Below are 15062 nucleotides of genomic sequence, written 5' to 3'. Positions count from 1 at the left end.
CGCCCTCGACGGTGCGGCACACCTCGGTGCCCATGCGCCCGCGGGCCCCGAGGACGCCGACCCGGAGCACGTCGTCGGCGGGAAGGGGGTCCGCAGTGCTCATCGCGCAACCTCACGCAGCTCGTCGGGGAGATCGTCCGCGTCAGCGTAGGGCCCGACGACGGCCGCGGTCACCGGTGTGGAGAACAGATCGGCGGCCAGGGTCGCGACGTGGTCGCGGGATACGGCCTCGATCCGGGCGAGCGAGTCCCCGAGATCCAGCGAGGCGTCCCGGCCGTCGAGCTCGCGGCGCCCGAGCCAGCTCATGCGCGACGAGGTGTCCTCCAGCCCGAGCACGTACTCGCCGCGCAGCTGACCGCGGGCGCGGACGAGCTCGGCCTCGGTGACGCCGCCGTGGGCGAGGTCGGCGAGCTGGGCGCGCAGCACCCCGGCGGCGGTCCCGAGCCGTTCGGGAGCGCACCCGACGTACACCGAGAGCACGCCGAGGTCGGAGTAGCCGGTCGCTGCGGAGTACACCGAGTACGCCAGCCCCCGGCGCTCCCGGACCTCCTGGAACAGCCGCGAGCTGGTGCCGCCCCCGAGCACCGTCGAGAGGACGAGCTGCGCGGCCCACCGCGGGTCGCCGCGGCGCACCGACGGCACGCCGAGCATGAGGTGGGCCTGCTCGGTGTCGTCCTCGCGCACGGCGAGCCGCTCGGCGGGCCGGGGCGCCGCGACGGGCGCGTCGGGACGGTGCCAGGTGGAGCCGTCGGCGCGCAGCCGGTCGCCGAAGCCCTTCGTCACCGCGTCGAGGACGGCGGCGTGGGTGACGTTGCCCGCGACGGCGAGCACGGACCGGGACGGGACGTAGTGCGCGGCGTGGAACCGGGCGATGACGTCGCGGGTCATGGCACCCACCGAGTCCTCGGAGCCCACCACCGGCCCGCCCAGCGGGTGGGCGCCGAGCAGCAGGTCGTCGAAGTCGTCGGCGAGCAGGTCCTCGGGGTCGTCGTCGCGGCCGGCGATCTCGGAGAGCACGACGTCTCGCTCGACCTCGACGTCGTCGACGGCCATGACGCCCTCGAGCACCACGTCGCACACGACGTCGACCGCGAGCGGCATGTCCGCGTCGAGCACGTGCGCGTAGAAGCAGGTGTGCTCCTTGGTGGTGAACGCGTTGAGGTCACCACCGACCGCGTCGATCTCCTCGGCGATCTGCCGTGCGGAGCGCCGCCGCGTGCCCTTGAACAGCAGGTGCTCGAGGAAGTGCGCCGCGCCGCGCGACGCCGGGTCGAAGCCCGGCTCGTCGCGCGAGCCGACGTCGACCCAGAGCCCGACCGAGGCCGAGCGGGCGCCCGCGACGTGCTCGGTGACCACCCGAAGGCCCCCGGGGAGCACCGTGCGTGCCACCCCGGGGGCCGGGTGCTCGGTCACCGGCAGAGCCGTCGTGGTCAGGAGCGGCCTCCGCCGATGGCGCCCGTGATGGCGCCGCCGGCGGCGGGCTCGGCCGGCGGGACGCCGGCGCCCTCGGCGCCCGTGCCCTCCGGGGCGCCGTCGGTGCTGCCGTTGCCGGACGGCTCCGCGGTCTCCTCCTCCTTGACCGGGACGAGGCTGATCTTGCCGCGGTTGTCGATGTCGGTGATCTCGACACGGATCTTGTCGCCGACGTTCACGACGTCCTCGACCTTGCCGATCCGCTTGCCGCCGCCCAGCTTGGAGATGTGCACGAGGCCGTCGCGGCCCGGCACCAGCGAGACGAACGCACCGAACGCCGCGGTCTTGACCACGGTGCCGAGGTAGCGCTCGCTGATCTTCGGCATCTGCGGGTTGGCGATGGCGTTGATCCGGTCGACGGCGGCCTGGGCGCTCGGCCCGTCCGCGGCGCCGACGTAGATCGTGCCGTCGTCCTCGATGGAGATGTCGGCGCCGGTCTCCTCGGTGATCGAGTTGATCATCTTGCCCTTCGGGCCGATGACCTCGCCGATCTTGTCGACCGGGACCTTCACCGTGGTGATGCGCGGCGCGTAGTCGCTCATCTCGTCGGGCGCGTCGATGGCCTCGGCCATGACGTCGAGGATCGCGAGGCGGGCACCCTTGGCCTGGGTGAGGGCCTTCGCGAGGACCTCGGAGGGGATGCCGTCGAGCTTGGTGTCGAGCTGCAGCGCGGTGACGAGGTCCTTGGTGCCGGCGACCTTGAAGTCCATGTCGCCGAACGCGTCCTCGGCGCCGAGGATGTCGGTCAGCGCGACGAACGTGGTCTCGGACTTGCCGGCTGCGTTCTCAACCTCCCCCGACACCAGGCCCATCGCGATGCCCGCGACCGGCGCCTTCAGCGGCACACCGGCGTTGAGCAGCGACATCGTCGAGGCGCAGACCGAGCCCATCGACGTCGAGCCGTTGGAGCCCAGAGCCTCGGAGACCTGCCGGATCGCGTAGGGGAACTCCTCGCGGCTGGGCAGCACCGGCACGAGCGCCCGCTCGGCGAGCGCGCCGTGGCCGATCTCGCGGCGCTTCGGCGAACCGACCCGGCCGGTCTCACCGGTCGAGAACGGCGGGAAGTTGTAGTGGTGCATGTAGCGCTTGGTCGTCTCCGGGGTGAGGGAGTCGATCGACTGCTCCATGCGCAGCATGTTCAGCGTGGTGACGCCGAGGATCTGCGTCTCGCCGCGCTCGAACAGCGCCGAGCCGTGCGCCCGCGGGACGACCTCGACCTCGGCGGCCAGCGGCCGGATGTCGGTGACGCCGCGGCCGTCGATGCGGAACCCGTCGGTGAGGATCTTCTTGCGCACCGAGGACTTGGTCAGCGAGCGGAAGGCCTCGCCGATCTCCTTCTCGCGGCCCTCGAACTTCGAGCCGAGCTCGGTGACCAGACGCTCCTTGAGGGCGTCCTGGGCGTCGTCGCGCTCGTGCTTGCCCGCGATGGTGAGGGTGCGGTCCAGCTCGTCGCCGGCCGCGGAGGTGACCGCGTCCAGCACGTCGGACTGGTAGGGCGGGAAGGTCGGGTAGTCCTTCGTGGTGACGCCGAGCGAGGTGTAGAGGTTCTTCTGCGCCTCGCACAGCGTGCGCAGGAAGGGCTTCGCGGCCTCCATGCCGGCGGCCACGACCTCCTCGGTGGGCGCGGGCGCGCCGCCTGCCACCAGCGACAGCGCGTGGTCGGTCGCCTCGGCCTCGACCATGGAGATCGCGACGTCGGAGCCGTCCTCGGTGATCGAGCCCGCGATCACCATGTCGAACACGGCGCCCTCGAGCTGCTGCCAGGTCGGGAAGGCCACCCACTGGTCGCCGATGAGGGCCATGCGCGTGGCACCCACGGGGCCGTCGAACGGCAGGCCCGAGATCTGGGTGGACGCCGACGCGGCGTTGATCGCCAGGACGTCGTAGGGGTCGGCCGGGTTGAGGCTCTGCACCGTGATGACGACCTGCACCTCGTTCCGCAGGTTCGACACGAAGGTCGGGCGCAGCGGACGGTCGATCAGGCGGCAGGTGAGGATCGCGTCGGTCGAGGGACGGCCCTCGCGGCGGAAGAACGAGCCGGGGATGCGCCCGGCCGCGTACATCCGCTCCTCGACGTCGACGGTGAGCGGGAAGAAGTCGAAGTTGTCCTTCGGCCGCTTCGAGGCGGTGGTCGCCGAGAGCAGCATCGTCTCGTCGTCGAGGTAGGCGACGACGGCGCCCGCGGCCTGGCGGGCGAGGCGGCCGGACTCGAAGCGGATCGTGCGGCTGCCGTAGGAGCCGTTGTCGAGGACGGCGGTGGTCTCGTGGACACCGGTCTCGGTGTCGACGGCGGCGGGTGAGGCGGAGTTCGCCATGGGTCGGGATTCCTCCTGGGGAGGCCCCGCCGCCACGTGCCCCCTCGCGTCGGGGGCCACCGCGGACGGCCGATGTGACCGGTCTTCGATCGAAGCCCCCGGACGCTGGGTCCGGGAGCCACTACCGAGGACCGGGTCGGATCGGTCCTCCACCGGCGATGCGGTGGCGGGGCTCGTCGTTGTTCGGGTTGTGGAGACGACTCGGGCCGCCCGCGTCGTCCGACGCGGGCGGCCCGGGTGGCTAGCGGCGCAGGCCGAGCCGCTCGATGAGCGACCGGTAGCGCGTGATGTCCACCGAGGCCACGTACTTCAGCAGCCGGCGGCGGCGACCGACCAGCAGCAGCAGTCCGCGCCGCGAGTGGTGGTCGTGCTTGTGGGTCTTCAGGTGTTCGGTGAGCTGGATGATCCGCTTCGTCAGCAGCGCCACCTGCGCCTCGGGCGAGCCCGTGTCGGTGGTGTGCACGCCGTAGTCGGCGAGGATCGACTTCTTCTGCTCGGTGGTCAGGGCCACGTCGGTGGTGCTCCTCGGTGTTCGGGGGTCCTACCCGTCCGTACGGCTCTCGACCGCACGTCCGGTGCCGTGTGACGGTGCGTCGGGCCACCGGTGCGCCTGCTGCATCTCCGCATGGGGCGCCCCGTTCCCGCGCGTCCGGCCGCCACGGACCGCAGCCGGATCGCACACCAGTCTACCGGGCGGGTCCGACGGCCTCCCCGCCGCCTGACCGCCCCACCAGCGGGAACCGCTCGACCACCCGGTAGGGCTCCCCGCTCGCGACGAGCGCCACCTCGCCCGCGGTCCAGCCCGGCCCCCGGTACCCGGCCAGCCCCGGCGGCACCTCCGGCGCCCGGCCGCGGGCACGGGCCACCGTGAGGTGGGCGACGTGCTCCGCGGGGTCGGCACCGCTCGCCGCGACCAGCCGCGTCCAGGCCTCGGGGTCGGCGGCCCGCACACCGAGCCACAGCGCGGTGCCGAACACCCCGGCGCCGGCGGTGGTCAGCTCGGGCGCCGGGAGGCCCGCGAGGTCATGGCGGAGGGCCCCGACGGTGACGTCGGGGTCGGCGTCGGCGAGGAAGCGGAGCGTGACGTGGCGGCGGGACGCCGCGACCGGACGCCACCGGCCCCCGTGCGGGCCCGCCCGCAGCGCCCGCGCGAGCACGGCGTCCACGGCCGCGTTCACCGCCGCGTCCGGGAACACCGCGACGAACAGGCGCACCGGGGTCAGGGGGCCGGCGCTACAGGCCGAGCAGCTCGCGCGTCGTGGCGACGTCGCCGTCCATCGCGACGACGAGCTCGTCGATCGAGTCGAACCGCGTCATCCCCCGCACCCGCCCGACGAAGTCCACCCCCACCCGCTGGCCGTAGAAGTCCTCGCTGTGGTCGAGCACGAACGCCTCGACGGTGCGGACCTGCCCGGAGAACGTGGGGTTGGTCCCGACGGAGACCGCGGTCGGCAGGCGCTGCTCCCCGCCGTCGGGGCCCGGCCGCACGAACCACCCGGCGTAGACCCCGTCGGCGGGGATCGCGGCGTGCTCGGTGGCCGCGACGTTCGCCGTCGGGTAGCCGAGCTCGCGACCGCGCTGGTCGCCGCGGACGACGACGCCCTCGACCCGGTGCGGGCGCCCCAGGGCGTCGGCGGCGGCCTCGACGTCGCCCGCCGCGATCGAGCTGCGGATGTAGGTGGACGAGAACGTCACGGTGCGCCCGCGGTCGCCGTCGGCGACCAGGTCGAGCCCGATCGCCTCGAACCCGAACCGCTGCCCGAGCCGCTCCAGCTCGGCGACGTCCCCGGCCGCCTTGTAGCCGTAGGTGAAGTTGCGTCCGACGACGACCGCCGAGGCGTGCAGGCGGTCGACGAGCAGCTCGTGGACGAACTCGGCGGGCGAGACGTGCGCGAACTCCTGGGTGAAGGGCAGCACCCAGAACGCGTCGACGCCGAGCCCGGCGACCAGCTCAGCCCGGCGGGTCAGGGTGGTTAGCTGCGCGGGGTGGGAGCCGGGGCGCAGGACCTCGCTGGGGTGCGGGTCGAACGTGATGAGCACGGTGGGCAGGTCCCCGAGCTCGCGGGCCCGCTCCACCGCGCGCCCGATGAGCTGCTGGTGGCCGCGGTGCACCCCGTCGAACACGCCGATGGTGACCACGCAGCGACCCCAGCCCGGGGGCACGCCGTCACGACCGCGCCAGCGTTGCACTGCTTCGGGCCTCCGGGGCGAGTCGACGTCCAACGGCCGTAGCGTACGGGCGCACCACCGCCCGCTCCGGGTGACGGGTCTCCGATCACCCCGCCGGGGCCAGCACCAGCACCGGGCGGGCCCGCCCGCGCTCGTCGGCGACCAGGCCGACGACGTGGCCGTCCGGCCCGAACACCGCCGTCGTCCCGGCCGTGCCGGTGGCGGGCAGCGGTCGGCCGTGGGCGAGGTCGTCGGCGCCGGCGGCGTCGACCTCCCGGCGCGGGAACGCGGTGCCGACCGCGGCGTCGAGGTCCAGCGAGAGCTCCGCGCGACCTCGCTCCCCCTCGGCCTCGGCGGCCAGCGAGTCCAGGGTACGGGCGTGGGCGAGCGTGAACGGCCCGACCCGCGTGCGCCGCAGGGCGGTGAGGTGGCCACCCACGCCGAGCCCGCGGCCCAGGTCCCGGGCGAGCGCCCGCACGTAGGTGCCCGAGGAGCAGTCCACGAGCACGTCGAGGTCGATCGTCGAGCCCTCGCGCCGGGTGTCCAGGACGTCGAAGCGCGCCACGTGCACCGGGCGCGCCTCGAGGATCACCTCCTCGCCGGCCCGTGCCCGCTCGTAGGCCCGCCGGCCGTCCACCTTGATCGCCGACACCGTGCTCGGGACCTGGGCGATGTCACCGGTCAGCGCCGCGACGCCGATCGCGATCGCCGCGTCGGTCACGGTGCTCGGGTCGGCCCCGCCGCTCGGCTCGCCCTCGGCGTCGTCGGTGGAGGTCTCGACGCCGAGCCGGATCGTCGCGAGGTAGGTCTTGGTGTCGAGCGCGAGGTGGCCGAGGAGCTTGGTGGCGCGCTCCACCCCGAGGACCAGCACCCCGGTGGCCATCGGGTCGAGCGTGCCGGCGTGGCCCACCTTCCGCGTCCCGACCAGGCGCCGCGCCCGGCCCACGACGTCGTGCGAGGTCCACCCGGCCGGCTTGTCCACGACGAGCAGACCGGGCGGCGGCGGTGGCTGCTTCGGCGGGCGGCGCGCGTTCATCGCGGGGCATCATGCCCGCCTCGCCGGGGGCGGCACCGGGTCGGGCGCGATGCGGTCGAAGGACAGCGAGACCGCGGGCACCCGCCGCGGGGCGGGCACGTCGTCGGGCCCGTGCGCCCACACCGGCAGCGCCGCGAGCCAGGTCGGTCCGGAGTCGTGCTCCCAGGGCACCGCGAGCCAGCCCGAGGTGGTCGAGGTGGCCGCGGCGCCCGTCCACACCAGCACGACGTGCCGCAGCCCGACATGCCCGTCGTCGGGGGGCGCGGGCGGGGGCACCGGCGGGAGCCCGAAGCCGTCGAACCAGAGCTGGCCCGTGCGGTCGTCCCGGGACGGGGCGTACTCCAGGCCGTTCACCGTCGCCGCCGCCTCGCGCACCTCACCGACCCAGCGCAGCGTCGTGAAGTCGGGGCGGCTGCCCCCGCCGTCGGGCGCCTTCATGAGGTGCAGGACCACCGCCTCGTGGGCGACGGCCAGGGAGTTCCACGGGGCGCCGATGAGCACGCCCCGCGGCTCCCACTCCGGCGCGGCCCGCAGCAGCACCGTCCGCAGGTTCTCCGAGGACGTGATCCCGAGGGTGACGGGCGTGTCCCCCGCGACCTCCGGATCGTGCCGGGCGACGTTGCGCTCCCACACCGCCGCGACGGTGTCCTCGAGCAGGCCGAGGATCCCGACGGCCCGCCACCGGTCCCGCACCTCGCGCAGCCACGCGAGGGCGCCGGGGTCCCATCCCGCCGCCCCGACCTCGGCGACGCCGGTGGCGCCGTTGCTGTCGTCCTGCCGTGTCCCGCCCACACCCGGATCAGAGCACGGACCCCCGACAGTGTGGCCCGGCCGCGGGCCCGGGGCGGCTCAGGTCTTGGGGCCGCCGGCGACGTAGACGACCTGGCCGGACACGAACCCGGAGCGCTCGTCGACGAAGAACGCGACCATGTTCGCGATGTCCTCCGGAGCCCCGGCCCGCTGCACCGGGATCTCCTTGGCCCGGGCGGCCATGAAGTCCTCCCACTCCACCCCGAGCCGCTCGGCGGTGGCCTTGGTCATCTCCGAGGCGATGAACCCCGGCGCGACGCAGTTCGCGGTGATCCCGAAGCGGCCCAGCTCGATGGCCAGCGTCTTGGTGAAGCCCTGCAGCCCCGCCTTCGCCGCCGAGTAGTTCACCTGGCCGCGGTTGCCCAGCGCCGAGGTGGAGGACAGGTTCACGATCCGGCCCCACTGCGCGGCGACCATGTGACCCTGGCAGGCCCGGGTCATGAGGAACGAGCCGCGCAGGTGCACGCCCATCACCGCGTCCCAGTCGGCCTCGCTCATCTTGAACAGCAGGTTGTCCCGGGTGATGCCGGCGTTGTTGACCAGCACCGTCGGCGGGCCGAGCTCGGCGACCACCCGCTCCACGGCCGCGTCGACCGCCGCCGAGTCGGCCACGTCGGCGCCGACGGCGATCGCGCGGCCGCCGGCGTCGATGATCGCGTCGGCGGTGCCCTTGGCCGCGCTCTCCTCCAGGTCGATCACCGCCACGGCCATCCCGTCGGCGGCCAGGCGCAGCGCGGTGGCGGCGCCGAGTCCGCGGGCGGCACCCGTGACGACGGCGACGGGGCCGGAAGGCGGTGTGGCAGCGGGTCCGGTCATGGTTCCGAAGACCTCCTCGAGCGGTGACGTTCCTCGCCCGGCATCCTGCACCGCATCCGTCGCGCCTGCTCAGAGGCCCCCGGGGACCATCCACCGGTCGCCCCGGGCCCGCAGCCCGACGCCGAGCGCCCGGCCGACCATGAACAGCGACAGCCCGGCCCACACCCCGGCGAGGCCCCACCCGAACGCCAGCGACAGCCAGATCAGCGGCAGGAAGCCCACGACCGCGCAGCCCAGGGTGAGTCTGCGCAGGAAGGCGGCGTCCGCGGCCCCGAGGAGCACCCCGTCGAGGGCGAAGACGTACCCGGCGACGGGCTGCAGCGCGACGAAGAACCACCACGCGGCCGGGATGCTCGCGAGCACGGCCGGGTCGGGGCTGAACACCCGGGGCAGGACGCCGGCGAGTGCGGCGAACGCCACACCGGCGACGACGCCGAGGACCAGCCCGTAGCGGGTCACCCGGCCGGTGACCGCCCGTGCAGCGGCCCCTGACGACGCGCCCAGCGCCGCCCCGACCAGTTGCTGGGCCGCGATCGCCAGGGAGTCCAGCACCGTCGCCATGAACGCCCAGAGCTGCAGCACAACCTGGTGCGCGGCGACCGAGGCCGCCCCGAACCGGGCGGTGACCGCGGTCGCCGAGAGGAAGCAGGCCTGGAAGGCGAGGCTGCGCAGCAGCAGGTCGCGCCCGAGACCGAGCTGGGCGCGCAGGTCGGCCGGCACCGGGCGCAGCGGCACCCGCAGCGCGAGCGACTCCCGCGCCAGAGCCGCGGTGAACAGCACGAGCACCACCGACTGGGCCCCGACGTTCGCGACGGCCGAGCCCTCGAGGCCCAGCCCCGGCCAGCTGCCGGCGCCGTGGACGAGCAGCGGGCTCGCGATCGCCGAGGCCCCGTTGCCCGCGAGCACGACGACGACGGGGGCGCGGGTGGACTGCACGCCGCGCATCCAGCCGTTGCCGGCCATCGCGACGAGGATGCCGGGCGCCCCGCACAGCGCGATCCGCATCCAGGACACCGCCGCGTCGGTGAGCGCGCCGCCCCCGCCGAGCACCTCCGCGACCGGCCGGGCGACGAGCTGCCCGATCGCGACGACGGCGAGCCCGGCCAGCACCGCCAGCCAGGTGGCGGCCACCCCCTCGGCGATCGCGCGGTCGCGCCGACCGGCGCCGTATGCGCGGGCGGCCCGCGCCGTGGTGCCGTAGGCGAGGAAGGTGCCCAGCGAGGACACCTGGGCGAGGACGACCGCCCCGACGGCGAGCGCCCCGAGCGGCAGCGCGCCGAGCCGGCCGACCACGGCGGTGTCGACGAGCAGGTAGAGCGGCTCGGCGACCAGCACGACGAGCGCGGCCGCGGAGAGCGACAGGACCCGGACCGGCCCGGCGTCGAGGGCGGCCGGCTCCGTCGTGCTCACAGCAGCGGGGCCGCCGCCAGGGCGCGGCGCACGTCGGCCACCACGTCCGAGGCGTCGGGGGTCGTCGCCTCCACGGTGAACCCCGACGCCGAGCGGTGCCCGCCGCCTCCCATCGCGACGGCGGCCGCGGCGACGTCGAGACCGCCCTTCGCGCGCAGCGAGGCGGTCCAGCGCCACGGCCCGACCTGCTTGAGCACCATCGCGACCTCGGCCTCGGCGGTGGTGCGCAGCACGTCGATGATGCTCTCGACCTCCTCCTGCCGGCCGCCGGCGATGTGCTCGGACCGCGCGCACGCCCACACGAACCCGAGCCCACGGGCCGCGTCGGGCTCGAGCGTGGCGGTGGCGAGGACCGCGGAGAGCATCCCCAGCCAGGAGAAGGGGTGGGTGTCGAGCAGCGGGCGGGTCACCGCCTCCGCGTCCACCCCCGCCACGAGCAGGCGCGCGGCCATGTCGTGGGTCGCGGGCGACGCGGCGCGGAAATTGCGGGTGTCGGTGACCAGCCCGGCGTAGAGGCAGCGCGCGATCGGTAGGTCGACGGGGGCGCCGAGCGCGTCGAGCAGACCCAGGACGATGACGGCGGTGGCCTCGGCCTCGGGCTCGACGTAGGAGGCGCTGCCGAAGCCGCCGTTGGAGACGTGGTGGTCGACGACGAGCGTCGTCGCGGCGGCGTCGACGCGGGAGGCCAGCGACCCGAGCCGGTCGACGCTGCCGGTGTCGAGGACGACGAGCAGCTCCGGCGCGACCGGGACCGCGGCGGCGGGCACGACGAGACCCGCGACGTCCAGGTCTCGCAACGACTCCGCGGGCCGCTCGGGGGCGCCGAAGGAGACGTGCACCGTCGCGCCCCGCCGGTGCAGCGCGAGCCCGAGGGCGAGCGCGCTGCCGAGGGCGTCGGCGTCGGGATTGACGTGGGCGAGCAGGACCACCTCGTGGGCCGCCGCGAGCATCGCGACGGCCTCGTCACGGCCGACCGCCCGGGAGGTCACCGCTACGAGCCGCCGAGGGTGTCGGCGGCCGGGCCGACGGCCGGCTCGTCGGCGAGGTCGTCGTCGAACCCGTCGTCGAACTCGTCCAGCTCGTCGTCCTCCCGCGGCTTGCGGGAGGGGTCGGCCTCGCCGGCGTAGCTGGCCGCGACCGCCTGCGAGGCGACCTCGGCGTCGGCGGCGCGGGCCCCGGCGAGGAGCTCCTCCATGCGCGCGGCGCCCTCGGGGACCACGTCGGGGACGAAGTCGATCGACGGGGTGTGGCGCACCCCGGTCTGGCGGCCCACGGCGGTCCGGACGACGCCCTTGGCGCTACCCAGCGCGAGGGCGCTCGCCTGCCGGGCGTTGTCGTCGCCGTAGACGGTGTAGTAGACCGTCGCCTCGCGCAGGTCCGCGGTGAGCCGGGCGTCGGTGATCGTCACCATCGCCAGGCGGGGGTCCTTCACCTCGTGCTCCAGGGTCGAGGCGACGATCTGGATGATCCGCTTGGCGAGCCGTCGGGCCCGGGGTGCGTCGGCCATCGTGAGCGGCCTTCCTCCTGCAACAGGTCAGTCGTCGTGCGGACCCAGCCAGCGGGTCCGCGCGGAGAGCACCTGGAACTCGGGGTGGGAGCTGACCAGGCGCTCGCAGTGGTCGAGCACGTCGATGACGTGCCCGGCGTCCGCGGCCACCACCGCCACGCCGATGAGGGCGCGGCGGTGGAGGTCGAGGTGTCCGGCCTCGGCGACCGAGACCGCGTACTTGCGCTGGAGCTCGGCGACGACCGGACGCACCACGGAGCGCTTCTCCTTGATGCTCCCGACGTCGCCGAGCAGCAGGTCGAACTCGAGGGCGCCGACGTACACGTCAGCACCCCCGAGCGATCAGGGACCTCACTCGCGCGGCTTCTCCCGCATCTCGTAGGTCATGATCTTGTCCTCGACCTTGACGTCGTTGAACGACCCGAGCGTCAGACCGCACTCGTAGCCGTCGCGGACCTCGGTCGCGTCGTCCTTGAACCGCTTCAGCGAGTTGATCGTCAGGTTCTCCGCGACCACCGCGCCGTCGCGCACCAGGCGGGCCCTGGCGTTGCGGCGGATGATCCCCTCGGTCACCAGGCAACCGGCGATCGCCCCGACCTTCGAGGAGCGGAAGACCTCGCGCACCTCCGCGGTGCCGAGCTCGACCTCCTCGTAGATCGGCTTGAGCATGCCCTTGAGGGCCGCCTCGATCTCGTCGATCGCCTGGTAGATGACCGAGTAGTAGCGGATGTCGATGCCCTCGCGGTTGGCCAGCTCGGTGGCCTTGCCCTCCGCACGGACGTTGAAGCCCATGACGATGACGTTGGACGCGATCGCGAGGTTGATGTCGCCCTCGGTGATCGCACCGACGCCGCGGTGCAGCACGCGCAGCTGCACCTCCTCGCCCACGTCGATCTTCGTGAGCGCGTCCTCGAGTGCCTCGACGGTACCCGAGTTGTCGCCCTTGATGATCAGGTTGAGCTCGTTGGTCTCCTTCAGCGCGGCATCGAGGTCCTCGAGCGAGATGCGCTTGCGGCGGCTGGCGAGCTCGGCGTTGCGCTCGCGGGCGCGCCGCCGGTCGGCGATCTGGCGGGCGACCCGGTCCTCGTCGACGACGAGGAACGTGTCACCGGCGCCCGGCACCGACGTGAACCCGATGACCTGCACCGGGCGGGAGGGCAGCGCCTCGCGCACGTCCTCGCCGAACTCGTCGAGCATGCGTCGCACACGGCCCGACGCGTCGCCGGCGACCACCGAGTCCCCGACGCGCAGCGTGCCGCGCTGGACCAGCACCGTCGCCACGGGGCCGCGGCCACGGTCGAGGTGCGCCTCGATCGCGACGCCCTGGGCCTCCATGTCGGGGTTGGCCCGCAGGTCCAGGGACGCGTCCGCGGTCAGCAGGACGGCCTCGAGCAGCCCGTCGATGTTGATGTTCTCGCGCGCCGAGATGTCGACGAACATCGTGTCGCCACCGAACTCCTCGGCGACGAGGTTGTACTCGGTGAGCTGCTGACGGATCTTGGAGGGGTTCGCGCCCTCCTTGTCGATCTTGTTCACCGCGACCACGATCGGCACGTCGGCCGCCTGGGCGTGGTTGATCGCCTCGACCGTCTGCGGCATGACGCCGTCGTCGGCCGCGACCACGATCACCGCGATGTCCGTGGACTTCGCGCCTCGGGCACGCATGGCGGTGAACGCCTCGTGACCCGGGGTGTCGATGAAGGTGATGGCCCGCTCGACGCCCTCCAGCTCGGTCTCGACCTGGTAGGCGCCGATGTGCTGGGTGATCCCACCGGCCTCGCCCTCGGCGACCTTCGTCTTCCGGATGGTGTCCAGGAGGCGCGTCTTGCCGTGGTCGACGTGACCCATGATCGTGACGACCGGCGGCCGGGCCTCGAGGTCCTCGTCGTCGCCGTCGTCGGAGCCGTAGCTCAGCGAGAACGACTCCAGCAGCTCGCGGTCCTCCTCCTCGGGGGACACGACCTGCACGTCGTAGTTCATCTCGCCGCCGAGCAGCTCGAGGATGTCGTCGGACACCGACTGGGTGGCCGTGACCATCTCGCCCAGGTGGAAGAGCACCTGGACCAGCGACGCCGGGTTCGCGTCGATCTTCTCCGCGAAGTCGGTCAGCGAGGCACCGCGGGGCAGCCGGACGGTCTCGCCCTTGCCCTTCGGCAGGCGGACACCGCCGACCGACGGCGCCTGCATGTTGTCGAACTCCTGGCGCTTCTGCCGCTTCGACTTGCGGCCACGGCGCGCGGGACCGCCCGGACGCCCGAAGGCACCCGCGGCACCGCCGCCACGACCACGGCCACCGCCGCCACCGGGACGACCGCGGAAGCCGCCCGCGGGCGCACCACCGCCACCGCCACCGCCACCGCCGGGGCCACCGCCACCGGGACGGAAGCCCCCGCCACCGCCGCCGGAACGACCGCCGCCGGGGCGACCGCCGGGGCCACCACGACCGGGGCCACCGGGGCCACCGGGGCCACCGGGGCCACCGCGGCCGGGCGCACCGGCCGGGCGGGCCGGCATCATGCCGGGGTTCGGGCGCGGGGGCATGTTGCCCGGGGTCGTCGCGCCACCCGTGCCGCCGGGACGCGGCGGCCGGTCGTTCGCGGCCGGACGCTCGCCGTCACGCGGCGGACGCGGGGCCGGGGCCTCGCCGTCACGCGGCGGGCGCGGCGGACGCTCGCCGCCGGCGCCGGCGCCGCCGCCGGGACGCGGACCCTGCGGGCGCGGCGGGGCGCCCTGGCCCACGCCGAAGGGGTTGTTGCCGACGCGCGGCGTCTTCGGCCCCGGCTTGGGGGCCTGCGGACGCGGCGCGACCGTGCTCGCGTCACCGGACGCCGCGGGGGCGTCCGGACGCTGCTGGCCGCCGGGCTGGCCCGGACGGGAACCGCCGGGGCGGCCGCCCTGGCGCTGGTCCCCGCCGCGCTCGCCACCGGCACGCTGGGCCCCGGGCCGCGGGATGCCGCCCTGACGGGACGGGCGGTCCGGACGGTCCGGACGGTCGGTGCTGCTCTGCCGCGGACCCGGGCGGGAACCGTCACGGGACGGGCCGGGGGCCGGGGCGGAGGGGCGGTCGGAGCCGGGACGCGGGGCGTCGGTCGGGCTCGGGGCCGAGGGGGCGTCCGTCATGGGCGCCGCCGGGGCGGCGGCCGCGGCCGCCGGGGCCTCGGGCGCCTCCGGTGCCGCCGGGGCGGACGGGCCGGGCTTCGGCCCGCCGGGACGCGCCCCGGGGCCGGCCGGTGCCGGGGCACCGCCGTTGCCGGACGCGCCGGGACGCGGCTTGCGGGCGCCGCCGCCGTTCCCGTTGCCGCCGCCGTTCATGGAGTCGCGCAGCTTGCGCGCGACCGGGGCCTCCACGGTCGAGGACGCCGACTTGACGAACTCTCCGAGAGACTCCAACTGCGTGAGTACCTGCTTGCTGGTGACGCCGAGCTCCTTCGCGAGCTCGTGCACCCGGGCCTTGCCTGCCACTGATCTCCTCATTCTCGAGGTCGGCGGCGTGCCCGCGACCTCGTGTCCTACGCCTGCGCGCTCA

Annotated in this window: 13 protein-coding genes; all 13 read right to left on the bottom strand. The window is 74.6% G+C overall.

Annotated elements, in window-relative coordinates; translation table 11 throughout:
- Nucleotides 1–99 precede the first annotated feature (99 nt).
- The gene (locus VGH76_RS01495; RefSeq protein WP_414637650.1) at nucleotides 100–1419 is read right to left on the bottom strand and encodes a M16 family metallopeptidase; all 1320 of its coding nucleotides are present in this window, start codon (nucleotides 1417–1419) and stop codon (nucleotides 100–102) included.
- An 11-nt stretch (nucleotides 1420–1430) separates the two neighbouring features.
- Nucleotides 1431–3788, bottom strand: coding sequence for a polyribonucleotide nucleotidyltransferase (locus VGH76_RS01490; RefSeq protein ID WP_331554828.1), 2358 nt, complete (start codon nucleotides 3786–3788; stop codon nucleotides 1431–1433).
- A 241-nt stretch (nucleotides 3789–4029) separates the two neighbouring features.
- Nucleotides 4030–4299 (bottom strand): 30S ribosomal protein S15, encoded by a 270-nt coding sequence (rpsO, locus tag VGH76_RS01485; RefSeq protein ID WP_331554827.1) that lies wholly within the window; start codon nucleotides 4297–4299, stop codon nucleotides 4030–4032.
- Between the two features lie 175 nt (nucleotides 4300–4474).
- The gene (locus tag VGH76_RS01480; protein ID WP_331554826.1) at nucleotides 4475–5002 is read right to left on the bottom strand and encodes an RNA 2',3'-cyclic phosphodiesterase; all 528 of its coding nucleotides are present in this window, start codon (nucleotides 5000–5002) and stop codon (nucleotides 4475–4477) included.
- A gap of 19 nt (nucleotides 5003–5021) precedes the next feature.
- The gene (locus VGH76_RS01475; protein ID WP_331554831.1) at nucleotides 5022–5978 is read right to left on the bottom strand and encodes a bifunctional riboflavin kinase/FAD synthetase; all 957 of its coding nucleotides are present in this window, start codon (nucleotides 5976–5978) and stop codon (nucleotides 5022–5024) included.
- A gap of 85 nt (nucleotides 5979–6063) precedes the next feature.
- A complete protein-coding gene (truB, locus tag VGH76_RS01470) occupies nucleotides 6064–6993 on the bottom strand; it encodes a tRNA pseudouridine(55) synthase TruB (protein ID WP_331554825.1) in 930 nt (309 codons plus the stop codon).
- Nucleotides 6994–7002: 9 nt separating this feature from the next.
- Nucleotides 7003–7785 carry a hypothetical protein gene (locus VGH76_RS01465; RefSeq protein WP_331554824.1) on the bottom strand — a complete coding sequence of 261 codons (783 nt, stop codon included), beginning with the start codon at nucleotides 7783–7785 and terminating at the stop codon, nucleotides 7003–7005.
- A gap of 57 nt (nucleotides 7786–7842) precedes the next feature.
- Complete coding sequence (gene fabG, locus VGH76_RS01460; RefSeq protein WP_331554823.1) at nucleotides 7843–8619, bottom strand: 3-oxoacyl-ACP reductase FabG; 777 nt, start codon at nucleotides 8617–8619, stop codon at nucleotides 7843–7845.
- A gap of 69 nt (nucleotides 8620–8688) precedes the next feature.
- Nucleotides 8689–10029, bottom strand: a complete 1341-nt coding sequence (locus tag VGH76_RS01455) for an MATE family efflux transporter (RefSeq protein WP_331554822.1) — start codon at nucleotides 10027–10029, stop codon at nucleotides 8689–8691.
- Nucleotides 10026–10979: a DHH family phosphoesterase gene (locus VGH76_RS01450; RefSeq protein ID WP_331554830.1), complete on the bottom strand. Its 954-nt coding sequence runs from the start codon at nucleotides 10977–10979 to the stop codon at nucleotides 10026–10028. Before VGH76_RS01450 ends, VGH76_RS01455 begins: the two co-directional genes overlap by 4 nt.
- A gap of 41 nt (nucleotides 10980–11020) precedes the next feature.
- A complete protein-coding gene (gene rbfA, locus VGH76_RS01445; RefSeq protein WP_331554821.1) occupies nucleotides 11021–11536 on the bottom strand; it encodes a 30S ribosome-binding factor RbfA in 516 nt (171 codons plus the stop codon).
- A gap of 27 nt (nucleotides 11537–11563) precedes the next feature.
- Nucleotides 11564–11860, bottom strand: coding sequence for a DUF503 domain-containing protein (locus VGH76_RS01440; RefSeq protein WP_331554820.1), 297 nt, complete (start codon nucleotides 11858–11860; stop codon nucleotides 11564–11566).
- A gap of 27 nt (nucleotides 11861–11887) precedes the next feature.
- Nucleotides 11888–14998 (bottom strand): translation initiation factor IF-2, encoded by a 3111-nt coding sequence (infB, locus tag VGH76_RS01435; protein WP_331554819.1) that lies wholly within the window; start codon nucleotides 14996–14998, stop codon nucleotides 11888–11890.
- Nucleotides 14999–15062 lie beyond the last annotated feature (64 nt).

This window comes from Actinomycetospora sp., assembly GCF_036497585.1.
GTDB lineage: Bacteria > Actinomycetota > Actinomycetes > Mycobacteriales > Pseudonocardiaceae > Actinomycetospora.
The sequence above is the reverse complement of the archived record's forward strand: the minus strand, read 5'-3'. Positions and strand labels throughout refer to the sequence as shown.